Consider the following 23494-nt stretch of genomic DNA (forward strand, 5'->3'; position numbering starts at 1 on the left):
GGGTTCGGCGTACGCTCCGACGATGCCGCGCTACGAGTTCCGCTGCCGGGAGTGCACCGCGACGGGGCGGGCGTCGACCTTCGAGGTCGACCGTCCGATGTCCGCGGCCTCGGATCCGGCGGCCTGCCCGGAGGGCCACGCCGACACCGTCAAGCTGCTCTCGACCGTCGCCCTGGGTGGGCGGGCGCGTGGGGGCGGAGCGCCGATGATGGCGCCGGCCGGTGGTGGGGGCGGATGCTGCGGCGGCGGGTGCGGCTGCGGCTGAGCCGCACGGGCCCGCGCTCTCGCGGGCCGGCGGTCGCCTCGGCCGATGATCGACGTCCGGGTCCGCGGAGCGACGATCCCGGCGGGTCCGCGGACGGACTCGGCGATCATGCTGTGAGGACGGCCGTGACTGCGGCGCGAGCGCTCGCCCAGCCCTCCGCGATCTCCTCGGCCCAACGGAGCACCACCGCCCCGTGCTCCTCGGCGGTGGAGGCCGCGGCGACGTCGTCGATCGTCAGGGTCCAGCGCCCCGACGGCGGGTCGAGGGCCGGCGTCCGGGCCCGGAGCAGCGGCGCCGCCCAACGGATCCGCTTCTCCAGCGCCGCACCCCGCAGGCCCGATCCGGCGCCCTCCAGCACCACCAGCCCCACCGCCACCGAGTACGGCGTGACGGTCGCGGGGTGCTGCACCCGGTAGGCCGCGGCGGTGATCGCGTGGACCGCGAAGTACGCCGGGTTCCCGAACTCCCGTTCCGCCACCACCAGCGCCTGCTCCGCGCACCCGGGCGAGGCCGTCCACGGCTCGGTGCCCGTGCAGCCGGGACAGCCTGCGGTCACCGCACGGCCCCGCCGGTGGACCCCGCGGCCTCCGCGGCCGCGATCACCGGGGGCCGTCCCGGTGCAGCGGACCCCGCGCGCGGCACCGTCACGCCGCACCCGGCCGCACGAAGCTGACCTGCAGCGCGTCCCGTCGCCGGTCCGAGTCGTTGCGGGTCCCCGAGTGCCACAGGTGCCCGTCGAACAGCAGTGCGTCCCCCGCCGCGAGCGGGACCAGCCGCTCCTCCGGATGCCGACGACCGGGGTCCCCGCCCGGCGCGACCTTCCGCCACCGATGGGTCCCCGGCACCACCCGGGTCGCCCCGCCGTCCGGGGTGACGTCGACCAGCGCCACGATCGCGACGGCGATGGCCGCGCCCTCGGGAGGCGGCGGCCCGGCGAAGTCGGCGTGCAGGGACTGCCCGCCGAACCCCGGCAGCGGCGCCCGGAAGTGGACCTGCCGCAGCTCCGCGGCCGGCCCGAGGACCTCCCGGACCGACGGCAGCAGTGCCGCGACGAGCCGGTCGACCTCGGGTCCGGCGAGGTCCGGGACGTGCACCGTCCCGCCCTGCCGCGCGAGATCCGGGGTCGCGAGCGCCGACGTGATCGAGGCGCGCAGGGCGGCGACGTCCGCCGGGGACACCACCCCGCGCAGCACGACGTACCCGTCCTCGGCGAGAGCGCTCACGCCCGGATCATCCCGCCGCCGCCCACCGCACCGCGACCGGATAACCGACCGTGGCTCAGGCCAGGACGACCTTGCCCAGCTCCGCGGGCGAGGCGAGCAGCGGGTGGTGCGGGAGGACCCGGACCGTGTAGCCCGCCAGGCCCGCGTGCGGGAGCGGGACGACCGTCTCGAAGCGCTCCGTCCCGTCCGTGGTCCCGACGTGCTTCATCGCGACCCGGACCGTGTCCTCGAGCTCGTCGGACTCGTCGACCCGCCCGACGATCGCCTCGACCGTCACGTCCTCCGGGGTCAGGCCGGCGAGGTCGACGGCCGCGCGGACCGTCATCGGCGCCCCGACGACCGGGGTGTCCGGCAACCCCGACGCATCCACGCCGGTGACCTGCACCTTCGTCCACGCCGCGTCGAGCCGGCCCCGGTAGGCCGCGACCTCGCGGGCCCCCGCGAAGGCCGACGCGGTGACCGTCCGGGCCGCCGACGCGGCCGGCGCGTACCAGTCCTCGACGTACTCGCGCACCATCCGCGTCGCCTGCACCTCGGGGCGCAGGGTCTCGAGGGTGTGCCGGACGAGCGCGGTCCACTTGGGCGGCACCCCGCCGTCGCGCTCGTAGAAGGCCGGGCCGACCTGCGTGGCGAGCAGCTCGTAGAGCGCCTGGGCCTCCAGGTCGTCGCGGCGGTGCGGGTCCGCGATGCCGTCCGCGGTGGGGATCGCCCAGCCGTTGGCGCCGTCGTAGAGCTCGTCCCACCAGCCGTCGCGGATCGAGAGGTTCAGGCCGCCGTTCAGGGCGGACTTCATCCCCGAGGTCCCGCAGGCCTCCAGCGGCCGCAGCGGGTTGTTGAGCCACACGTCGCAGCCCCAGTACAGGTACCGGGCCATCGACATGTCGTAGTCCGGCAGGAACACGATGCGGTGCCGCACGGCCGGGTCGTCGGCGAACCGGACGATCTGCTGGATGAGCGCCTTGCCGCCGTCGTCGGCCGGGTGGGACTTGCCCGCGACGATCAGCTGCACCGGGCGGTGCGGGTCGAGCAGCAGGTCGCGCAGCCGGTCCGGGTCGCGCAGCATCAGCGTGAGCCGCTTGTAGGTGGGGACGCGGCGGGCGAACCCGACCGTGAGGACGTCCGGGTCGAACACGTGGTCGGTCCAGCTCAGCTCCGGCGTCGACGCGCCGCGCTCGATCCAGGCGGCCCGGACCCGACGGCGCACCTCGTCGACCAGCCGGGCGCGCAGCGCGTTGCGCAGGCCCCACAGCTCCGCGTCGCCCACGTGGTCGAGCGACGAGCCCGGCTCACCGATCGCGACGGACACCTCCGGCGACTCCCAGGTGTGCCCGTGCACCCCGTTGGTCACCGAGCCGATCGGCACCTCGGCGGCGTCGAAGCCGCGCCAGAGGCCGCCGAACATCCCGCGCGAGACCTCGCCGTGCAGCCGGGAGACGCCGTTCGCGCGCTGCGCCAGCCGCAGGCCCATGTGCGCCATGTTGAACATGGCCGGGTCGTCCTCGGACCCCATCGCGAGGAGCCGGTCCGTGGGGACGCCCGGGAGGAGCGCGTCCGTCAGGTACCTCTTGACGAGCTCGACGGGGAACCGGTCGATGCCCGCCGGCACCGGGGTGTGGGTGGTGAAGACCGTGCCCGCGCGCACCGCCGCGAGCGCCTGGTCGAAGTCGAGGCCCTGGCCGTCGGCGAGCTCGCGGATGCGCTCGAGGCCGAGGAAGCCCGCGTGGCCCTCGTTGGTGTGGAACACCTCCGGCGCGGGGTGCCCGGTCGACTCGCAGTACGCCCGCACCGCGCGGACGCCGCCGACGCCGATCAGGATCTCCTGCTGGATCCGGTGGTCCTGGTCGCCGCCGTAGAGCCGGTCCGTGACGGCCCGCAGGTCGGCGTCGTTGGCCTCGATGTCGGTGTCCAGCAACAGGAGCGGGACGCGCCCGACCGAGGCCTGCCAGACCCGCGCGGCCAGGGTCCGGCCGCCCGGCATGGCGACGTCGACGACCACCGGCGCGCCGTCGGCGTCCGTGAGCAGCTGCAGCGGCAGGCCCTGCGGGTCCAGCACCGGGTAGTGCTCGAGCTGCCAGCCGTCGAGCGAGAGCGACTGCCGGAAGTAGCCGGACTGGTAGAGCAGCCCGACGGCGACGAGCGGCACACCCAGGTCGGAGGCGGCCTTGAGGTGGTCCCCGGCCAGCACGCCGAGGCCCCCGGAGTAGTTCGGCAGCACCTCCGAGACGCCGAACTCCATGGAGAAGTAGGCGATCGCGGCCGGCAGGTCCTCACGGCCCTGGTACCAGCGGTCGGCCGTGAGGTAGCGCTCCAGGTCCGCCGCCAGGTCCCGGACGGTGTCCACGATCTGCGGGTCGCCGGCCAGCTCGGTCAGCCGCGAGGTGGAGATCTCCCCGAGCAGCCGCACCGGATCCTCTCCGGCGCGGGCCCACGCGTCCGCGTCGAGCGACGCGAACAGCTCGCGGGTGCCGGGGTGCCAGCTCCAGCGGAGGTTGGTGGCGAGGGTCTGCAGCGGCGCCAGCGACTCGGGCAGCTGTGCACGGACGGTGAACCGTCGGAGGGCTCTCACGACGCGGGAGAGTAGTACGGGATCGGTACCTCGACCGATACAGCTGCGCCCACCGGGCCGGCGCCCCCGATCGGGTGGTCTCGTTCCCGTGTTCGGAGGAGTGAGATCGGCGCCGCCCGGACCAGCAGTTCGTCACGATCCGTGACGACGCGGGCCGCTGAGCGCCGACGGATCGCCGGGCGGTCCTGTCCGCTCGATGAAGAGCGTGTGAATCGTGATGCGACACCCCGTCCCGTTACACGCCGCGGTGGACGGGGTAGGTACGGTTGTGACGCACGCGAAACGCGGGGTGCCCGCGTGCACAATCGGACCTTACGGACACGGGGGTGGCGTCGATGACCGGTCGGCTCGGAATCGATGACGTGACGCCCGCGGTGGGCGACGGGCGTCATCCGAGCAAGGCGGTCGTCGGTGAGATCCTGCCCGTCCGCGCCACCGTGTGGCGCGAGGGGCACGACGCCGTGGCCGCGAACGTCGTGTGGAAGCGGCTCGGCTCCCGCGAGGCGGCCGAGCACGTGCGGATGACGCCGGACGGCGTGGGCACGGACCGGTTCGTCGCCACCGTGGCGGCGGACGAGCCGGGCCTGTGGACCTTCCGCGTGGACGCGTGGAGCGACCCGTGGGCCACCTGGCGACACGCCGTCACGGCGAAGATGCGCGCCGGCCAGAGCGCGGACGAGCTGGCCAACGACCTGGAGTCGGGCGCGCGGCTGCTGCAGCGGGTCGGCCGCCGCCCGAGCGAGCGCCCGAACCGGGACCTGCTGCTCGGCGCCGCGCACGCGCTGCGCGACACCGCGCTCCCCCTGCACGCCCGGGTGGCCCCGGCACTGTTCCCGGCCGTGCACACGATCATGACCGAGCGCCCGGTGCGCGAGCTGATCACCCGCGGCCGCACCCAACAGGTGTACGTCGACCGCGACCGCGCGCTCTTCGGTTCCTGGTACGAGTTCTTCCCGCGCTCCACGGGCGGGCGGGACGAGACGGGCCGCGCCGTGCACGGCTCGTTCGTCACCGCGGCCAAGGAGCTCGACCGCGTCGCGGCCATGAACTTCGACGTGGTGTACCTGCCGCCGATCCACCCGGTCGGCCGGGTGCACCGCAAGGGCCGCAACAACTCCGTGCACGCCGAGTCCGGGGACGTCGGCTCCCCGTGGGCGATCGGCAGCGCCGACGGCGGGCACGACGCCATCGATCCCGAGCTCGGCACGCTCGAGGACTTCGACTCGTTCGTCGCCCGCGCCCGCGACCTCGGCCTGGAGATCGCGCTCGACTTCGCGCTGCAGTGCGCGCCGGACCACCCGTGGGTCGAGGCCCACCCGGAGTGGTTCACGGTGCTGCCCGACGGGACCATCGCCTACGCGGAGAACCCGCCGAAGAAGTACCAGGACATCTACCCGATCAACTTCGACAACGACCCGGCCGGCCTCTACGCCGAGGCCCTGCGCGTGGTGCTGCACTGGGTCGAGCACGGGGTGCGGATCTTTCGGGTGGACAACCCGCACACCAAGCCGCCGAACTTCTGGCACTGGCTGATCTGGCAGGTCAAGGCCCGCTACCCGGACGTGCTGTTCCTGGCCGAGGCCTTCACCCGCCCCGCCCGCATGTTCGGCCTGGCCCGGCTCGGGTTCACGCAGTCCTACACCTACTTCACCTGGCGCACGGAGAAGGAGGAGCTGACCGAGTTCGCGCTCATGCACGCCGAGCGCGCGGACGAGGCCCGGCCCAACCTCTTCGTCAACACCCCGGACATCCTCCACGAGTCGCTGCAGACCGGCGGGCCCGCGATGTTCGCGATCCGCGCCGTCCTGGCGTCGACGATGTCGCCGACCTGGGGCGTCTACGCGGGCTTCGAGCTGTTCGAGGGCACCGCGGTGAAGGCAGGCTCCGAGGAGTACCTGGACTCGGAGAAGTACGAGCTGCGCCCGCGGGACTTCCAGGCCGCGGTCAACGAGGGCCGCTCGCTGGAGCCGTTCATCGGCCGTCTCAACGAGATCCGCCGCGGGCACGCCGCGCTGCAGCAGATCCGGGAGATCCACTTCCACGAGACGGACAACGACGAGATCCTCGCCTACTCGAAGAAGGACCCGGCGACCGGCGACACGATCATCATCGTCGTCACGCTGAACTCCTTCGACATGCGCGAGGGCTTCGTCCGCCTCGACATGCCGGAGCTGGGCCTGGACTGGACGGACAGCCTCGAGGTCACCGACGAGCTCACCGGCGAGACCTTCCACTGGGCCGAGCGCAACTTCGTCCGCCTCCAGCCCTGGGAGAACGTCGCGCACATCCTGCGCGTCCACTAGGACCCACGCCCGGCCACACCTCGAGCGAACGGCACTCTCGTTCACACCTAGTGAGCGAGAGTGCCGTTCGCTCATGTCCGGGCGGGCTCCGCTCGCCAAAAGTGATATCACTTTGCTATGGTGGACATGTCACGAAAGGAGCCCGACATGTCCGACTCCCCCATTCCCACGCTGCCCCCGGCCGAGGTGCCCGCCATGCCGGAACCCCACGTCGAGGAGCGGCGCATGGCCGGCGCCGGCGGGTTCGGCATGCTGGCCCTGTCGCTGCTCCTGATCGTCGGCGGCGTCCTGCTGATCGTCTTCCTCGTCGAGTCGGCGCCCGCCACCGGCGCGGTCGGCGGGCTCGCGATCGCGGCGGGCCTGGTGCTGAGCATCGGCCTCACCGCCGTCGCCCCCGGCGAGGCGCGCGTGGTGCAGCTGTTCGGCCGCTACCTCGGCACCATCCGGCAGAGCGGCTTCCGCTGGGTCAACCCGTTCACCAACCGCCGCAAGATCTCCACCCGGATCCGCAACCACGAGACCGAGCTCGCCAAGGTCAACGACGCGGACGGCAACCCCATCGAGATCGCCGCGGTCGTCGTCTGGCAGGTGCGGGACACGGCGAAGGCCTCCTTCGAGGTCGACGACTTCGTGGAGTTCGTGGCCATCCAGTCCGAGACGGCGGTGCGCCACATCGCGACGAGCTACCCCTACGACAACCAGGGCGCGCCCGGACTCTCGTTGCGGGACAACGCCGACGAGATCACCGGCCGGCTGTCCGCGGAGATCGCGGCGCGGGTCGAGTCGGCCGGCGTGGCCGTCATCGAGTCCCGGATCACCCGGCTGTCCTACGCGCCGGAGATCGCCCAGGCGATGCTGCGCCGCCAGCAGGCCGGCGCGGTCGTCGCGGCGCGCTCGCAGATCGTCGACGGTGCCGTCGGGATGGTCAAGATGGCCCTGGACAAGCTCTCCGAGCAGGACGTCGTGGAGCTCGACGAGGAGCGCAAGGCCAGCATGGTCTCCAACCTCCTGGTGGTGCTGTGCGGCGACCGCGACACCCAGCCCGTCGTGAACACGGGCTCGCTGTACTCGTAGCCCGTGCCCCCCGAACGCAAGAAGATCCTGCTGCGCCTGGACCCGGCGGTGCACGACGCCCTGGTCCGCTGGGCGGACGACGAGCTGCGCAGCACCAACGCGCAGATCGAGTTCCTCCTGCGCCGGGCCCTCGGCGACGCCGGCCGCCTCCCGAAGGCGGCCGAACCCATCCGCCGCCCCGGCCGCCCGAGAACCACCCCGTGAGTGGCGATGGTCGCCAGAGCGACTATCGCCACTCACGAGATCTGACCTGCGGAAACTCCCGAGGAGGACCCCATGCCCGACGCCGCGTCGCTCACCCTCCCCGAGCGCCTCTACCTGCTCACCTACGACGCCGAGCGCAACCGGTTCGGCGCCTCCGGCGAGCGGGGCGCCCTGGTCCGCGCCGCGGCGCTGACCCAGCTGCTGGCGGCGGGGGCCCTGAAGGACGAGGACGGCCGGGTGGTCGCCGTGCCCCGGGCCCGCGTCACCGATCCGTTCCTCGCGCAGGTCCTCGCCGAGGTCGCCGAACACACCGGACGACCCCGCCGCTGGCAGACCTGGGTGGGCCGGCGCGCGGGCAAGGCGAACCGGCAGGTCCGCGATGCCCTCGCCGGGGCCCGCTGGATCAGGGTCGAGGAGCGGACGCTGCTGCCGGCCCGGGTCACCCCGCGGGACCCCCGCGCCGTCCGCAAGCTCGTGGACGCCACCCGGGCCGTGCTGCGCGCGCCGCGGCTCGACACCGCCGACCGTACGGATGCGGACGCGCTGGGCCTGGCCGCCGCGGCCCGGCTGCGGACCGTGGTGAGCCGCGCGGAGGCCAAGCAGCACAAGGAGCGGCTCGACGCCGTGACCGGCCCGCCCGCGAAGGGCCTGCGCAAGGCCATCGACGCCCAGCACGCCGCCGCCGCGTCCGGATGACCCGCTCCGTCCTGAAGTTCCCGGCACCCCCCGATAGAGTCACCGGCGATGACTGAGACGGTCGAGACGGGCGGCGAGATCCTCGTCGCGGAACACGAGTCGGACGAGTACGGGCACGCCCGTGCGCTGGAGATCCAGCCGGACTGGTTCAAGTCGGCGGTGTTCTACGAGGTGCTGGTCAGGGCCTTCAACGACTCGAACCGGGACGGTTTCGGCGACCTGCGCGGGCTCACCGAGAAGCTGGACTACATCCAGTGGCTCGGCGTGGACTGCCTCTGGCTGCCGCCCTTCTACGACTCGCCGCTGCGCGACGGCGGGTACGACATCCGGGACTTCCGCGCCGTCCTGCCCGAGTTCGGGACCGTGGACGACTTCGTCGTGCTGCTCGACGAGGCGCACAAGCGCGGCATCCGGGTCATCACCGACCTCGTGATGAACCACTGCTCGGACCAGCACCCCTGGTTCGAGGCGTCGCGGCGCGATCCCGACGGCCCCTACGGCGACTTCTTCGTGTGGTCCGACGACGACACCCGCTACCCGGACGCGCGGATCATCTTCGTCGACACCGAGACGTCCAACTGGACCTACGACCCGGTGCGCGGCCAGTTTTACTGGCACCGCTTCTTCTCCCACCAGCCGGACCTCAACTACGACAACCCGGCCGTGGCCGAGGCGATGATCGACGTCCTGCGCTTCTGGCTGGACATCGGCATCGACGGGTTCCGGCTCGACGCCGTGCCGTACCTGTTCGAGCGGGACGGCACGAACTGCGAGAACCTCACCGAGACCCACCAGTTCCTCAAGCGCTGCCGCAAGGTGATCGACGACGAGTACCCCGGCCGGGTCATGCTCGCCGAGGCCAACCAGTGGCCGTCGGACGTCGTGGAGTACTTCGGGGACCCCGAGGTCGGCGGCGACGAGTGCCACATGGCCTTCCACTTCCCGCTGATGCCGCGCATCTTCATGGCCGTCCGCCGGGAGAACCGCTTCCCGATCTCGGAGATCCTGGCGCAGACCCCGCCCATCCCGTCCGGCGCGCAGTGGGGCATCTTCCTGCGCAACCACGACGAGCTCACGCTCGAGATGGTCACGGACGAAGAGCGCGACTACATGTACGCGGAGTACGCCAAGGACCCGCGGATGAAGGCGAACATCGGCATCCGCCGCCGGCTCGCCCCCCTGCTGGACAACGACCGCAACCAGCTCGAGCTGTTCACCGCGCTGCTGCTCTCCCTGCCGGGCTCCCCGGTGCTCTACTACGGGGACGAGATCGGCATGGGGGACAACATCTGGCTGGGCGACCGGGACTCCGTCCGCAGCCCGATGCAGTGGACCCCGGACCGCAACGCCGGGTTCTCCAGCTGCGACCCGGGCCGGCTGTTCCTGCCCGCGGTGATGGACCCCGTGTACGGCTACCAGGCGGTGAACGTCGAGGCGCAGTCGAACTCGTCGACGTCGCTGCTCAACTGGAACCGGCACATGATCGAGATCCGCAAGCGGCACACCGCCTTCGGCCTCGGCGACTACCACGAGCTCGGCGGCTCCAACCCGTCCGTGCTGGCCTACACGCGGACCCATTCCGGGGACACCGTGCTGTGCGTCAACAACATGAGCCGCTTCCCGCAGCCGGTGGAGCTGGACCTCTCGTCCTGGGAGGGACACGTGCCGAACGAGCTGACGGGCGGGGTGTCCTTCCCCCGCATCGGCCGCCTGCCCTACCTGCTGACGCTGCCGGGTCACGGCTTCTACTGGTTCGCCATCTGCCCGGTGGAGGATCCCGCGTGACCCCGGATCCCCTGGTCGCGGCCGAGCTTCCCGCCCATCTGCCCGAGTACCTGGGCCGCCAGCGCTGGTTCCCGGCGAAGGGCCGGCCGGTGGAGTCGGTCGCCGTGTCGGAGACGACGGCGCTGGTCGACGACGGTGCGCTGCTGCTGGACCTCTGCGTGCTGCGCGTGCGGTTCGCCGACTCTCCCGTGCCGGAGCACTTCCAGCTGCTGCTCGGCCGTCGCCACGAACCGGAGCACCAGCTCGAGTACGCCACCATCGGCGCCGTCGGGGACCGGATCGCCTACGACGCCATGTGGGACCACGAGGCCACCACCTGGCTGATCGACGCCCTGGCGGACGGCCGGCAGGTCGGCTCCGGTGACGCTGCCGTGCGCTTCGTGCCCGAGGAGGGCGCCGAGATCCCGCGCGGGATGCCCGGTCGGATCCTCGGCGTCGAGCAGTCGAACACGTCGGTCGCCTACGGCGAGAAGAGCATCTTCAAGCTGTTCCGGCGCATCGCCCCGGGCGTGAACCCGGATCTCGAGCTGCACCGGGCGCTGCGGCGCGAGGGCTCCGAGCAGGTGGCGTCGCTGCAGGGCGCCGTCGAAGGCGCGCTGAACGGCGAACCCGCCACGCTCGGCATGCTCCAGGACTACCTGGGCAACTCCGCCGAGGGCTGGGCGATGGCCCTGACCAGCGTGCGGGACCTGCTCGCGGAGGCGGACCTGTACGCCAACGAGGTGGGCGGGGACTTCGCGGGCGAGTCCCGCCGGCTCGGCGAGACCGTCGCGATCGTCCACAAGGAACTGCGGTCGGCGCTCGGGACCGGGACCCGCGACGGCGCCTCGCTCGCGGCGGCGCTGACCACCCGGCTGGACGCGGCGGCGGCGCAGGTCCCCGAGCTCGCCCCCCACGTCGACGGGATCCGCGCGGTCTACGCGGCGCTCGACGGCGAGATCACCACCCAGCGGGTGCACGGAGACCTGCACCTGGGCCAGACCCTGCGCACGCCCTGGGGCTGGGTGCTGATCGACTTCGAGGGCGAGCCGTCGTCGACGCTGGCGGAGCGGACCCGGATGGACTCCCCGCTGCGCGACGTCGCCGGGATGCTGCGTTCCTTCGACTACGCCGTGTACCACCAGGTCACCCTCGCCGACACCGCGGACGAGCACGAGGAGCTGCAGCTCCTGCGCCGCGCGGACGAGTGGGCGGTGCGCAACCGCTCCGCCTTCTGCGACGGCTACGCCTTCGGCGCGGGCACCGACCCCCGCTCCGAGGCCGCCGTCCTGCGGGCCTTCGAGCTGGACAAGGCGGTCTACGAGGTCGTCTACGAGACGCGCTCGCGCCCCACCTGGGCGGTCATCCCCCTGTCCTCCATCGCCCGGATCCTCGAGGACACCGCGGAGAAGGGCCTGGACTCGAGCGACAGCGAGTCGGACCCGCACATCTCGCTGTAGGACGCGGCCCTGACGGTGCCGGATCCCCAGCAGGCCGCTCGCGTCCGCTGGAGGGACACGATCGCTCAGCGAGCGTTGTCCTCCGGTGTCGCCTGGGCCGGGCGGGCCAGGAGCGGCGCCCGGTCTCCAGGGGCGGTGCCGGCGCTTCCGCCGGACGGCTGACCGATCGGTTGACAGCAACCCGTTCGGCGGACCACGTTGGGCGAGTGCGGGCTTGGGGCACTACGGTTCCCGGGTGGCACACGAGGACACCCGCACGATCGACCCCTGCCCCCCGGACCAGGCGACGACCGACAAGCTCCTGGGTGGTGCCCACCACAACCCCCACGGGGTTCTGGGTGCGCACCCGACCGCGGGCGGCGGCACCGTCGTCCGCGTCCTGCGACCGCACGCCGACGAGGTGTCGGTCCTGCGCAACGGCGATCCGAACGACGCGTTCCCGCTGGTCAAGGTGCACGACGCCGGCCTGTTCTCGGGCGTGGTCGACGGCCCGGGCGGGGACTACCGCCTCGCGGTCCGCTACGGCGACCGCACGGACGTCGTCGACGACCCGTACCGCTGGCTGCCGACCCTCGGCGAGGTGGACCTGCACCTGATCGGCGAGGGCCGCCACGAGCGGCTCTGGGACGTGCTGGGCGCCCACGTGCGCGGCTACGACACCGCCTCCGGCACGGTCACCGGCACCAGCTTCGCCGTGTGGGCGCCGAGCGCGCAGGGCGTGCGCGTCACGGGTGACTTCGACGGCTGGGCGGGCTGGGCGCACCCGATGCGCTCGCTCGGCTCCTCGGGCGTCTGGGAGATCTTCGTGCCGGGCGTGGGCGTCGGCACCCGGTACAAGTTCCGGATCCTGGGCCAGGACGGCGTGTGGCGGGACAAGGCGGACCCGATGGCGTTCGCCACCGAGGTCCCCCCGGCCACCGCGTCCGTGGTCACCGCGGTGCACCACCAGTGGCAGGACGAGGAGTGGATGGCCGCCCGCGCCGTCCGGGCGCCGCACGCCGAGCCGATGAGCGTCTACGAGCTGCACCTCGGCTCGTGGCGCAAGGGCAACGGCTACCGCGAGATCGCCGACCAGCTCGTGGAGTACCTGGACGAGACGGGCTTCACCCACGTCGAGCTGCTGCCGGTGGCCGAGCACCCGTTCGGCGGGTCCTGGGGCTACCAGGTCACCTCGTACTACGCGCCGACGAGCCGCTTCGGCACCCCGGACGACTTCCGCTACTTCGTGGACACGTTGCACCGCAGCGGGTACGGCGTGATCGTCGACTGGGTCCCCGCGCACTTCCCGCGGGACGAGTGGGCACTGGCGAAGTTCGACGGCACCGCGCTCTACGAGCACGCCGACCCGCGCCGCGGCGAGCAGCCGGACTGGGGCACGCTCGTGTTCGACTTCGGGCGCACCGAGGTCCGCAACTTCCTGGTGGCCAACGCGCTCTACTGGCTCGACGAGTTCCACGTGGACGGTCTGCGGGTCGACGCCGTGGCCTCGATGCTCTACCTCGACTACTCCCGCGCCGACGGGCAGTGGCTGCCGAACATCCACGGCGGCAGGGAGAACCTCGACGCGGTCGCGTTCCTGCAGGAGATGAACGCGACCGTCTACAAGCAACACCCGGGCGTCATCACCATCGCCGAGGAGTCCACCGCCTGGCCGGGCGTCACGCGGCCCACCTACATGGGCGGGCTCGGCTTCGGCTTCAAGTGGAACATGGGCTGGATGCACGACACGCTCGACTACACCGGGCGCGACCCCATCCACCGCAGCTACCACCACAACCAGATGACGTTCTCGCTGATGTACGCGTTCAGCGAGAACTACGTCCTGCCGATCAGCCACGACGAGGTCGTGCACGGCAAGGGCTCGCTGTGGACCCGGATGCCCGGGGACGACTGGAACAAGGCCGCAGGAGTCCGCGCGCTGCTGGCGTTCATGTGGGCCCACCCGGGTAAGCAGCTGCTGTTCATGGGGCAGGAGTTCGGGCAGGTCCGGGAGTGGTCCGAGGAGCGCTCGCTGGACTGGGAGCTGCTCGCGGACCCGCTGCACGGCGGGATCAAGACGCTCCTCGGCGACCTCAACCGCGCCTACCGGGACCATCCGGCGCTGTGGACGGCGGACCACGATCCCGAGGGCTTCTCCTGGATCGACGCCAACGACGCCGCGGGCAACGTGCTCTCGTTCCTCCGCCAGGGCACCGACCACGACGGGCGGCCGGCGGTGCTGGCGGCCGTCGCGAACTTCTCCGGCCAGCCGCGGGAGAACTACCGCATCGGGCTGCCCTTCGCCGGCCGCTGGAAGGAGCTCGTGAACACCGACGGGCAGAGCTACGGCGGCTCGGGCGTGGGCAACCTGGGCTCGGTGGAGGCCGAGCGCACGGTGTGGCACGGCCGCCCCGCGAGTGCCGTGCTGCGGCTGCCCCCGTCGGGCGTGCTGTGGCTCGTCCCGGAGTCGACGGGAGGCCCGGTGCACCCGAAGCGGCCGGCCGCGGCGCCCGAGACCACCCCGGCCCCCGAGGTCGGCCCGGCGGACGAGGACGTCCGCGACTTCTGACGTCGCAGACGTGCGTCTCACCCTCCCGAATGTGCCGACTCGCGGGTTTCCGAAACCCGCGAGTCGGCACATTCAGGAGGCCGTGTGTGACGCTGACGCGCGGGCGTGGTGCAGCAGGGTGAGCCAGTACGCCAGCAGGATCGCGCAGTAGAGGCTGCGGGCGAGCGGGGACCACGGGTTCGTGTCCTGCCAGAGGTCGCCCCAGCTCACCGGGATCAGCGGCAGCGCGAGCAGGGCCCCGACCCGGGCCCGCGCGGTGCTGCCCGCGGCGGTGAGCGCCACGACGACCAGGATCCCCGGCCACAGCAGCAGCAGGTAGTTGTGCCAGGAGATCGGGGACATCAGCAGTCCCGCCGCGATGACGGCCCATGGCGCCGTGCCGGTCGGATCCGCCCTGCGGCGGACGATCCACGTGAGCGTCGCAACCAGGACGACCAGCCCCAGCACCGTCCCGATGGCGGACGGCACGTGCAGCCGCATCGCGAGGCCGGGGAACGCGGCGTTGTCCAGGACGTCCGGGACGGGCTCGCTCAGCGCCATCCGCACCCAGTCCACGGCGCTCGACGGCCCGGCGGCCAGCGCCCCGACCACCGTCGCACCGGCGGCCCCACCGACACCGCCCCAGAACGCCGGCCAGCGGCGCTGCACCAGCGGCAGCAGCAGGACCGGGGCGAGCGAGGGCTTGAGCGCCACCGCCACGCCGTACAGGATCCCGCCGAGCACCGGGTGCCCGTGCCGGTCCGCGACCCACCCCCCGACCAGCACGACCAGCAGCAGGCCGTAGATCTGCCCGAGCAGCAGCGTGCCGTGCAGCGGGGACGAGGCGAGCATCGCCAGCGCCGCCGCGGCCGTCCAGCCGCGGCCCAGCCGCAGCTCCCGGCACACCGCCAGCACCGCGCCGAGCACCAGCAGGAGCGTGAGCACGGCGAAGATCCGGTACGCGGTGAGCGACGCGAACCCGGCCAGCGGCGCGAGCAGCAGGCTCAGCACCGGCGGATTGAGGTTCCGCAGCTTGGCGCCGGTGTCGTAGATGTCGGTGCCGTGCACGAGGGCGACGGCGGAGTGCCAGAAGGTGTCGAAGTCGACGTGCAGGTCCCGCATGTCCGGGGCCGGCAGCAGCGTGACCAGCGCGTTCGGGTGCGTCGCATGGAGCACGACGGTGAGCGCGAGCGCGACGGCCGCCACCCCCGCCGCAGCGATCCGCCCCGCCGGCCACCGCCGCGCGGGCGCCTCCACGGGGCTCGGCGGACTGGTCGTAGACACGGCTGGCAACGCTAGCCGCTCACCGGGAGCCGCCGCCGTCCGGGCGCATCATGCCTAGAAGAGGGCGCGGCCCAATGCGCGGCGGGACTTCGCGACGCGGGGATCGTCCGTGGGAAAGAGCTCGAAGAGGCCCACGAGGTGGACGCGGACCCGTTCGCGGTCCTCGTCGAAGGTGCGGGCCACCGTGTTCACCAGGCGCTGGAAGGCGGCCTCGGCGCGGTCCATCGCGACCTCGGCGTCCGCGGCGGCGAGCTGGGCGTCGACGTCGTCCGGGGCGGAGTCCGCCTTCGCGATCGACGACGGGTCCGCGCTCTCCGCGCGGGCCAGGAACCGGACCTGGGCCTGCGCGGCCCGGGCCATCTCGTTCCCCGGCTCGGCGTCGAGGATCGCCTGGTAGGCGGCGTCGGCCGCGGCGTAGTCGCCCTGCTCGAGCGCGTCCTCGGCGGCGGTGAACCGCTCGTCCTCGGGCTCCTCGGCCGGCTCCTCGCCACCCGCCTCGGCGGCGCGGCGCTCGCCCTCCGCGATCGCCGGCATCCGCTCGCGCAGCGCGTCGAGCAGGGCGGTGATCCACTGCTTGACCTGCGGCTCGGGCAGGGCGCCCTGGAACGCGTCCACCGGCTGGCCGGCGACGACCGCGACCACCATCGGGATGGACTGCACGCCGAAGGCCTGCGCGATCCGCGGGTTGGCGTCGACGTCGACCTTCGCGAGGATCCACGCTCCCCCACTGGCGGCGGCGAGCCGCTCGAGCACCGGGGAGAGCTGCTTGCACGGCTCGCACCAGGTGGCCCACAGGTCGACGATCACCGGGACCTGGGTGGAGCGTTCCAGCACGTCCGTCTGGAAGGTCGCCTCGGTGACGTCGACGACGTTGCCGACGGTGCTGCCTGCGGACGGGGCGGGGGCCGGGGCGCCGGGGCGGGCCGCGGTCTGCTGCCGGGCTGCCGCCTCGGAGCGGGCCTTCAGGGCGGACAGGTCGACGGCGCCCGCCATCGCGGACGACAGCGCCGCGCTCTGGGCGGCCCTGCGGGGATCGGGTCGGGACACGACGACCATCCTGGCACGTTTCCCTTCGTGACCGCCCCTCGCGGGCGTCCCTGCCGACGTTGGGCCGATCCGGTGATGGCGGCCACCGGGCGTTCCCCCCGTCCCGGCCGTTGATCACCGATCCGGCGGAGCACCCCCGGGGCGTGCGCGCTCGTTAGCAGAGCAGAAGTGACTCCGACGTCACTCTGCGTAGAAGCCGGACGGCCGCCCCCCGAGCCCCGTCCCCCGACCGGAGGATCCCCATGAGCCAGGACAACACCGTCGCCGACCGCCTTCTGTCCGACGCGCGCAAGAAGACGGCGCGCCAGGAGAGCTCGTCGCTGGGCAAGGTGTCGCTCATCGTGGGCATCATCGCCCTCGTCGCGAGCCCCATCTCGATCGCGGGGTGGATCGGCGGCGTGCTGGCGATCGGCCTCGGCATCGCGGCGGTGCGCAGCCCGCAGACCGCCAAGCTCGCCAAGATCGCGATGGCGCTGGGCTTCGTCGCCATCCTCGTCGGCACGTTCTTCTTCACGCTGAACATCGCCTGACAGGCAGCCCGCCGACGGCCCGGTCCCCGCGAGGGTGGCCGGGCCGTCGTGCCGTCCGGGCGCTGCCGACGAGCGGGCACCGTCGTGCCGGGTCCCCCGGATCAGGACGGCGGTGGTGAGCTCACTCGCCGAGTGCCCGGTTGACGCGGTCGACCTTGGCCGAGAGCTGTCCCGACCAGCCCGGCCGGATGTCGGCCTTGAGCACCAGGCTGACCCGGGGCGCCCGCGCCTGCACGGCCTCGACGGCCTTCTTGACCACGGCCATCGCCTCGTCCCAGGTCTCGGCCTCGATCGTGGTGAACATGGACGTGGTCTCGTTGGGGAGGCCGGACTCCCGCACGACCCGGACCGCCTCGGCGACCGCGTCGCCCACGCTGCCGTCCGGGCTCTCGGCGCTGCCGGAAGGTGCGATGCTGAACGCTACGAGCATGGTGTCCACCCTGCCCCACGCCGGGGAGCGCCGCCATGATCGGGCCGCGTCCGCCCTGCTAGCGTCCCTGTTCATGGCATCGCGTGGCCCCCTGCCCTTCGACCCGATCGAACGGGCGGCGCAGCTGTGGGCGGACCGGGTCGGGCCCTCGGACACGATGGCCGCGGTCACGAGCGTGATGCGGGTGCAGCAGATCCTGCTCTCCGCCGTCGACGGGGCGCTGCGGCCGCACGGGCTGACCTTCGCCCGCTACGAGGCCCTGGTGCTGCTGAGCTTCTCCCGCCGCCGCCGGCTGCCGATGCGCGTGATGGGCGAGCGCCTGCAGCTGCACCCCACGAGCGTCACGAACATCGTGGACCGGCTGCAGAACGACGGGCTGGTCCGCCGCATCCCGCACCCGACGGACCGGCGCGCCACGCTCGTCGAGATCACCGACACGGGACTGGGGCTGCTCGAGGAGGCCACGAAGTCCGTCACCGCCGTGGACTTCGGGCTCGCCGGGCTGGACGCGGAGGGCAAGAGCACCCTGTTCGGCCTGCTCGGCAAGATCCGCGCGGCCTCCGGAGACTTCGGGGACTAGCAGGCCGGCGGGGGTCGCGACGGCGTCCGGCCCGTCGGAGGGGCGCAGGGGCTCACAGCGCCTCGAGCAGCTCGTCCGCCGCCGCATAGGGGTCCAGCTCGCCCCGGACCACCCTCGCCGCCAGCTCCGGAAGGCGACGGCCGTCGAGGCGGGTGCGGACCTTCTCCAGGCCGATCGCCTCGATCTCCCGTTCCGCGCGCCGCCGGCGGCGGGTGGCGCCGACGCCCGAGGAGTCCAGCCAGGCCCGGTGCTCGCCGATCGCCGCGACCACCTCGTCGATGCCCTCGGCCCGGGCGGCGACGGTCCTGCACACCGGCGCCTTCCAGCTGTCCCGCTGCTGGCCGAGCGACATCATGTACCGCAGGTCGCGCACGGTCTGGGCGGCGCCGTCCCGGTCCGCCTTGTTGACCACGAAGATGTCCGCGATCTCGAGGATCCCCGCCTTGGCGGCCTGCACCCCGTCGCCCATCCCGGGGGCCAGCAGGACGAGGGTGGTGTCCGCGAGGGACACGACGTCGATCTCGGACTGCCCGACGCCGACCGTCTCGACCAGGACGACGTCGCAGCCCGCCGCGTCGAGCACCCGCAGCGCCTGCGGGGTGGCCCAGGCCAGCCCGCCGAGGTGCCCGCGGGTGGCCATGGACCGGATGAACACGCCGTCGTCGATCGCGTGGTCGCCCATCCGGACCCGGTCGCCGAGCAGCGCGCCGCCCGAGAACGGGGACGACGGGTCGATCGCGAGGACGCCGACCTTCTTCCCGGACGCGCGAAAGGCGGAGACCAGCGCGGAGGTCGTGGTCGACTTGCCGACGCCCGGGGAGCCGGTCAGCCCGACCACCTGCGCCCGCCCCGTGTGCGGGGCGAGCAGCGCGGCGATCTCGGGCAGGTCCGCCGAGCCGCTCTCCACGCGGGAGATCAGCTGGGCGACCGCGCGGTGCTGCCCGGAGAGCGCGCGCTCGACGAGATCCGCAATCACACCTTCAGGATGAGGGCGTCGCCCTGGCCACCGCCACCGCAGAGGGCCGCCGCACCGACGCCGCCGCCGCGGCGCTTGAGCTCCAGCGCCAGGTGCAGCGCGATCCGGGCGCCGGACATGCCGATCGGGTGCCCGATGGCGATGGCGCCACCGTTGACGTTGACCTTCTCGTCCGGGATGCCGAGCTTGCGCGCCGACACCACGCCCACCGCCGCGAACGCCTCGTTGATCTCGACCAGGTCGAGGTCCTTCGGGTCGATGCCCTGCTTGGCGCAGGCCTTGGCGATCGCGTTGGCCGGCTGCTCCTGCAGGCTCGAGTCCGGGCCGGCGACGACGCCGTGCGCGCCGATCTCCGCCAGCCACTCGAGGCCGAGCTCCTGCGCCTTCGCCTTGCTCATCACGACGACGGCGGCGGCACCGTCCGAGATCTGCGACGACGAGCCGGCGGTGATGGTGCCGTCCGCGGCGAACGCCGGGCGCAGCTTGCCCAGGCTCTCGGCGGTGGTGTCCGCACGGATGCCCTCATCGGTGGCGAAGACGATCGGGTCGCCCTTCCGCTGCGGGATCTCGACGGGGACGATCTCCTCGTCGAACACGCCGTTCTTCTGGGCGGCGGCGGCACGCTGGTGGCTGCGCGCCGCGAACTCGTCCTGGTCCGCGCGGGTGAGCTCGTAGCGGTTGTTGTACTTCTCGGTCGACGCACCCATCGCGACCTGGTCGAAGGCGCAGAACAGCCCGTCGTAGGACATGCTGTCGACCAGCGCGGTGTCGCCGAACTTCGTGCCCTCGCGGGACTTCGGCAGCAGGTGCGGCGCCTGGGTCATGGACTCCTGGCCGCCCGCCACCACGATGTCGAACTCACCGGCGCGGATCAGCTGGTCCGCCAGGGCGATCGCGTCCACACCGGACAGGCAGACCTTGTTGATCGACAGCGCCGGGACGTCCATCGGGATGCCCGCGGCCACGGCCGCCTGGCGGGCCGGGATCTGGCCGGCGCCCGCGGTGAGCACCTGGCCCATGATCACGTACTCGACCTGCTCCGGCGCGACACCGGCCTTCTCGAGCGCGCCGGCGATCGCGACCCCGCCCAGCTGGGCGCCGGTGAACCCCTTCAGCGAGCCGAGCAACCGTCCCACGGGGGTACGGGCTCCAGCGACGATGACGGACTCGGTCACGGCGACCTCCAGCTCGGGTGCAACCAGGATTGAACGCCGACGATACCTGCCGGTCACCGCCGTGAGACGGGTCGTCCGGAGGGGGTGAGGAGCCACACAGGCCCCATCCGACGGGTGAGGATGGGATTCTCGTGCGCATGACCACCTCCGACACTCATGCGGACCACGCGCCCGGCGGCGCCCTCGGTGCGCTGCTCACCCAGATCGACCACGTGGGCATCGCGGTCGCGGACCTCGACGAGGCGATCGCCTGGTACGGCGACGTCTTCGGCCTGGTCAACACCCACGAGGAGGTCAACGAGGAGCAGGGCGTCCGCGAGGCCATGCTCGCCGCCCCCGGCACCGACCCCACCTCGACCAGCCGCATCCAGCTGCTCGCGCCGCTGCGCGCGGACTCCGCCATCGGGAAGTTCCTCGACCGCAACGGCCCGGGCCTGCAGCAGCTGGCCTACCGGGTCACGGACATCGACGCCGCGATGGACGCCTGCAAGGCGAAGGGCCTGCGGCTGCTCTATCCGGAGGCGCGGCGCGGCACCGCGAACTCGCGGATCAACTTCATCCACCCCAAGGACGCCGGTGGCGTGCTCGTCGAGCTGGTCGAGCCCGCGGCGGACGCGCACTAGTCCGGACCGTTCCGGCCCCGACGGCCCCTCCGACCGGGTGTCATCCACCTGACCGGAGGGGTCGTCGTCGTTTCCACCGGTGAGGTGCATCACCTGGATCTGAGAGACTGGTGGATACCATACTGAGCGGTAACTGTTCAGTATGCCAAGCAGTCGTCCCACACCTGAGCCAGCGGAGGCCGGAGAAGTGCAGGAGATCCTCGACGCCATCCTCGCCGAGCGTTTCGACGCCGTCGGGGACCTTGCGGTGCCGGACCACTATCGGGCCGTCACGGTGCACGCCGACGAGGCCGAGATGTTCGGCGGCATCGCCACCCGGGACAAGGACCCGCGCAAGAGCCTGCACGTCGAGGACGTGCCCACTCCCGAGCTCGGGCCGGGTGAGGCGCTGGTCGCGGTGATGGCGAGCGCCATCAACTACAACACCGTGTGGACCTCGATCTTCGAGCCGGTGTCCACGTTCGGCTTCCTCAAGCGCTACGGCCGTGAGTCCGAGCTGGCCAAGCGCCACGACCTGCCGTACCACGTCGTGGGGTCCGACCTGGCCGGCGTCGTGCTCAAGACGGGTGCCGGTGTCAACGCCTGGAAGCCGGGCGACCAGGTCGTCGCCCACTGCCTCTCGGTGGAGCTGGAGAGCCCGGACGGGCACAGCGACACGATGATGGACCCGCAGCAGCGGATCTGGGGCTTCGAGACCAACTTCGGCGGGCTCGCGCACGTCGCACTGGTGAAGTCGAACCAGCTCATGCCCAAGCCGGCGCACCTGACCTGGGAGGAGGCGGCCTCTCCCGGGCTCGTCAACTCCACCGCGTACCGCCAGCTCGTCTCGCGCAACGGCGCGGACATGAAGCAGGGCGACACCGTCCTGATCTGGGGCGCGAGCGGCGGCCTGGGCTCGTACGCCACCCAGTTCGCCCTCAACGGCGGCGCGACGCCCATCTGCGTGGTGTCGTCGCCGGAGAAGGCGGAGATCTGCAGGTCGCTCGGCGCGGACCTGGTCATCGACCGCAACGCCGAGGGCTACCAGTTCTGGAAGGACCCGCAGACCCAGGACCCCAAGGAGTGGAAGCGCTTCGGGGCCAAGATCCGCGAGCTCACCGGCGGGGACGACCCGGACATCGTGTTCGAGCACCCGGGCCGGGAGACCTTCGGCGCGTCGGTCTATGTCGCGCGCAAGGGCGGCACCATCGTCACCTGCGCGTCGACCTCGGGCTTCATGCACGAGTACGACAACCGCTACCTGTGGATGAACCTGAAGCGCATCGTCGGCTCCCACTTCGCGAACTACCGCGAGGCGTGGGAGGCGAACCGGCTGATCGACAAGGGCCTGATCCACCCGACCCTGTCCAAGGTGTACTCGCTCGACGAGGTCGGCCAGGCCGCGTACGACGTCCACCAGAACGCCCACCAGGGCAAGGTCGGCGTGCTCGCGCTGGCTCCCGAGGAGGGTCTCGGTGTGACGAACCCCGAGAAGCGCGCCCAGCACCTCGAGGGCATCAACCGCTTCCGCGGGGTCTGACCGGCTCCCCGGCCGGGCGGGCCCTCCCCGCCCGGTCGGGTGACGACGTTCACGCCGGGGAGCGCGTCACGCTCCGCGAGCGCCATCGCCCGGTACGGTGACGGGCATGGTCGGAGAACCGGAGAACCCCACGTCCGACGCCGGTTACCAGCCCGGATCCGGCTTCCGGCTGGTCCGCCGCGGCTACGACCAGCAACAGGTGGACGGCCACCTCCACCGGTTGGACGCCGAGGTGCGGCTGCTCGCCGCGGACCGGGACGCCGCCGTCGGCCAGGCCGGCCTGCTCGGCCGCGAGCTCGACGAGGCGCGCGGGCGGGTCGAGTCGATGCGCCAGCAGGTGCGCAAGCTGGCCGGTCCGCCGGACAGCGTGCAGGGCATGAGCGAGCGGATGCGGTCCATGCTGCGGCTCGCGCAGGACGAGGTCGCCGAGACCCGGGCCACCGCGGACGCGGAGGTCGCCCGGCTCCGCGCCGAGTGCGACCAGGAGCTCGCCACCCGCCGCGCCGACACGGAGCGGGAGCGCGAGTCCGCGCTCGCCTCGGCCCGCAACGAGGCCGACCGGCGGATCGCGCAGGCCAAGGCGCTGCAGGCGCAGGCCGCGCAGGACAAGCTCGCCGCCGACGAGGAGATCCGCACCCGCCGCGCCGAGGCGGACGCCGAGATCACCCGGCTGCACGCGGAGGCCGACACCCGCCGCGGGCAGGTCGAGGAGGACTTCCGCCTCGCGATGGACCAGCGCCGGGGCGACGCCCTCGCCGCGCTGACCACCGAGCGGGAGACCGCGGACCGCGAGATCACCCGCCGCCGCGCCGAGACGGACGAGTACGCCCACCGCACCACCGCGGCCGCGGACGAGCAGGCCCGCGCCACGGTCGCCGGCGCCCGCACCGAGGCCGCTGCCCTGGTCGCGGAGGCGCAGCAGAAGGTCGACGCCCTCACCGCCCTGCGCTCCCGCCTCGCCGAGCAGCTCACCCACGCCGCCGCAGCCCTGCGGACCGACCTGCACACCCTCGCACCCCTCCCCGAGGAGACGGCAGCCGAGCAGACCGCAGCCGAGAAGGCGCCGGCACCGGCCGACAGGACCCCGGGAGCAGCCGCGACGACCGGCGGAGCCGGCCCGGCGGTCCCCACCCAGGCGACCACCACCCCGTCACCGGGCCTCCGCCCGACGGACCCCACCCCGACCTCCCGCTCCCCCCGCTCCAGCCCCGAGCGCCAGGCGGCCGCCCGGGCCCGCGCCTGACCGAC

The 23494-nt window shown here is 72.8% G+C and carries 21 protein-coding genes; 13 read left to right on the forward strand and 8 right to left on the reverse strand.

The genetic code is table 11. From position 1 onward, the window contains the following. Nucleotides 1-22 precede the first annotated feature (22 nt). Nucleotides 23-265: an FmdB family zinc ribbon protein gene (locus ABD324_RS23685; RefSeq protein ID WP_344421073.1), complete on the forward strand. Its 243-nt coding sequence runs from the start codon at nt 23-25 to the stop codon at nt 263-265. 106 nt (nt 266-371) lie between these two features. Here the strand turns inward: ABD324_RS23685 and ABD324_RS23690 are convergent, their stop codons facing one another. From ABD324_RS23690 to glgP, 3 genes are all read right to left on the reverse strand, one after another. Further along, nucleotides 372-821 carry a DUF5946 family protein gene (locus tag ABD324_RS23690; RefSeq protein WP_344421077.1) on the reverse strand — a complete coding sequence of 150 codons (450 nt, stop codon included), beginning with the start codon at nt 819-821 and terminating at the stop codon, nt 372-374. Nucleotides 822-909: 88 nt separating this feature from the next. Next, nucleotides 910-1488 carry a phytanoyl-CoA dioxygenase family protein gene (locus tag ABD324_RS23695; RefSeq protein ID WP_344421080.1) on the reverse strand — a complete coding sequence of 193 codons (579 nt, stop codon included), beginning with the start codon at nt 1486-1488 and terminating at the stop codon, nt 910-912. A 55-nt stretch (nt 1489-1543) separates the two neighbouring features. Then, the gene (glgP, locus tag ABD324_RS23700; RefSeq protein ID WP_344421083.1) at nt 1544-4054 is read right to left on the reverse strand and encodes an alpha-glucan family phosphorylase; all 2511 of its coding nucleotides are present in this window, start codon (nt 4052-4054) and stop codon (nt 1544-1546) included. A 335-nt stretch (nt 4055-4389) separates the two neighbouring features. Between glgP and ABD324_RS23705 the strand changes: the two genes are divergently transcribed. From ABD324_RS23705 to glgB, 7 genes are all read left to right on the forward strand, one after another. Then, nucleotides 4390-6357 (forward strand): alpha-1,4-glucan--maltose-1-phosphate maltosyltransferase, encoded by a 1968-nt coding sequence (locus tag ABD324_RS23705; RefSeq protein ID WP_344421086.1) that lies wholly within the window; start codon nt 4390-4392, stop codon nt 6355-6357. 147 nt (nt 6358-6504) lie between these two features. Beyond that, entirely contained in the window at nt 6505-7431 is a 927-nt protein-coding gene (locus ABD324_RS23710; protein ID WP_425565887.1) for an SPFH domain-containing protein, read from the forward strand. A gap of 3 nt (nt 7432-7434) precedes the next feature. Further along, entirely contained in the window at nt 7435-7635 is a 201-nt protein-coding gene (locus ABD324_RS23715) for a type II toxin-antitoxin system antitoxin (RefSeq protein ID WP_344421088.1), read from the forward strand. Between the two features lie 72 nt (nt 7636-7707). Further along, entirely contained in the window at nt 7708-8331 is a 624-nt protein-coding gene (locus tag ABD324_RS23720) for a GPP34 family phosphoprotein (RefSeq protein WP_344421091.1), read from the forward strand. Nucleotides 8332-8379: 48 nt separating this feature from the next. Then, nucleotides 8380-10116 carry a maltose alpha-D-glucosyltransferase gene (gene treS, locus ABD324_RS23725; protein ID WP_344421094.1) on the forward strand — a complete coding sequence of 579 codons (1737 nt, stop codon included), beginning with the start codon at nt 8380-8382 and terminating at the stop codon, nt 10114-10116. Then, a complete protein-coding gene (locus ABD324_RS23730) occupies nt 10113-11555 on the forward strand; it encodes a maltokinase N-terminal cap-like domain-containing protein (RefSeq protein WP_344421097.1) in 1443 nt (480 codons plus the stop codon). The genes treS and ABD324_RS23730 overlap by 4 nt, the downstream gene beginning before the upstream one ends. Nucleotides 11556-11790: 235 nt before the next feature. Further along, nucleotides 11791-14103 (forward strand): 1,4-alpha-glucan branching protein GlgB, encoded by a 2313-nt coding sequence (gene glgB, locus ABD324_RS23735; RefSeq protein WP_344421100.1) that lies wholly within the window; start codon nt 11791-11793, stop codon nt 14101-14103. 72 nt (nt 14104-14175) lie between these two features. Here the strand turns inward: glgB and ABD324_RS23740 are convergent, their stop codons facing one another. Then, nucleotides 14176-15366, reverse strand: coding sequence for a glycosyltransferase family 87 protein (locus tag ABD324_RS23740; RefSeq protein WP_344421103.1), 1191 nt, complete (start codon nt 15364-15366; stop codon nt 14176-14178). Nucleotides 15367-15420: 54 nt separating this feature from the next. Next, a complete protein-coding gene (locus tag ABD324_RS23745; protein ID WP_425565888.1) occupies nt 15421-16422 on the reverse strand; it encodes a tetratricopeptide repeat protein in 1002 nt (333 codons plus the stop codon). Nucleotides 16423-16655: 233 nt separating this feature from the next. Between ABD324_RS23745 and ABD324_RS23750 the strand changes: the two genes are divergently transcribed. Continuing rightward, entirely contained in the window at nt 16656-16943 is a 288-nt protein-coding gene (locus ABD324_RS23750) for a hypothetical protein (RefSeq protein ID WP_344421106.1), read from the forward strand. Between the two features lie 121 nt (nt 16944-17064). Here ABD324_RS23750 and ABD324_RS23755 read toward each other — a convergent pair whose 3' ends face one another. Beyond that, nucleotides 17065-17373, reverse strand: a complete 309-nt coding sequence (locus ABD324_RS23755; RefSeq protein WP_344421109.1) for a thiamine-binding protein — start codon at nt 17371-17373, stop codon at nt 17065-17067. Nucleotides 17374-17446: 73 nt separating this feature from the next. Between ABD324_RS23755 and ABD324_RS23760 the strand changes: the two genes are divergently transcribed. Beyond that, complete coding sequence (locus tag ABD324_RS23760; RefSeq protein ID WP_344421112.1) at nt 17447-17953, forward strand: MarR family winged helix-turn-helix transcriptional regulator; 507 nt, start codon at nt 17447-17449, stop codon at nt 17951-17953. A gap of 52 nt (nt 17954-18005) precedes the next feature. Here the strand turns inward: ABD324_RS23760 and meaB are convergent, their stop codons facing one another. Then, complete coding sequence (gene meaB / locus ABD324_RS23765) at nt 18006-18929, reverse strand: methylmalonyl Co-A mutase-associated GTPase MeaB (protein WP_344421115.1); 924 nt, start codon at nt 18927-18929, stop codon at nt 18006-18008. Continuing rightward, nucleotides 18926-20104, reverse strand: coding sequence for an acetyl-CoA C-acetyltransferase (locus tag ABD324_RS23770; RefSeq protein WP_344421118.1), 1179 nt, complete (start codon nt 20102-20104; stop codon nt 18926-18928). The genes meaB and ABD324_RS23770 overlap by 4 nt, the downstream gene beginning before the upstream one ends. Before the next feature lie 137 nt (nt 20105-20241). Here ABD324_RS23770 and mce point away from each other — a divergent pair, with 137 nt between their 5' ends. The 3 genes from mce (at nt 20242) to ABD324_RS23785 (ending at nt 23489) form a co-directional block, all read left to right on the forward strand. Then, nucleotides 20242-20727 carry a methylmalonyl-CoA epimerase gene (gene mce / locus ABD324_RS23775; protein ID WP_344421121.1) on the forward strand — a complete coding sequence of 162 codons (486 nt, stop codon included), beginning with the start codon at nt 20242-20244 and terminating at the stop codon, nt 20725-20727. 187 nt (nt 20728-20914) lie between these two features. Next, complete coding sequence (ccrA, locus tag ABD324_RS23780; RefSeq protein ID WP_425565889.1) at nt 20915-22246, forward strand: crotonyl-CoA carboxylase/reductase; 1332 nt, start codon at nt 20915-20917, stop codon at nt 22244-22246. Nucleotides 22247-22352: 106 nt separating this feature from the next. Then, entirely contained in the window at nt 22353-23489 is a 1137-nt protein-coding gene (locus ABD324_RS23785) for a coiled-coil domain-containing protein (protein ID WP_344421127.1), read from the forward strand. Nucleotides 23490-23494 lie beyond the last annotated feature (5 nt).

The organism is Pseudonocardia ailaonensis (assembly GCF_039531635.1).
GTDB classification, from domain to species: domain Bacteria; phylum Actinomycetota; class Actinomycetes; order Mycobacteriales; family Pseudonocardiaceae; genus Pseudonocardia; species Pseudonocardia ailaonensis.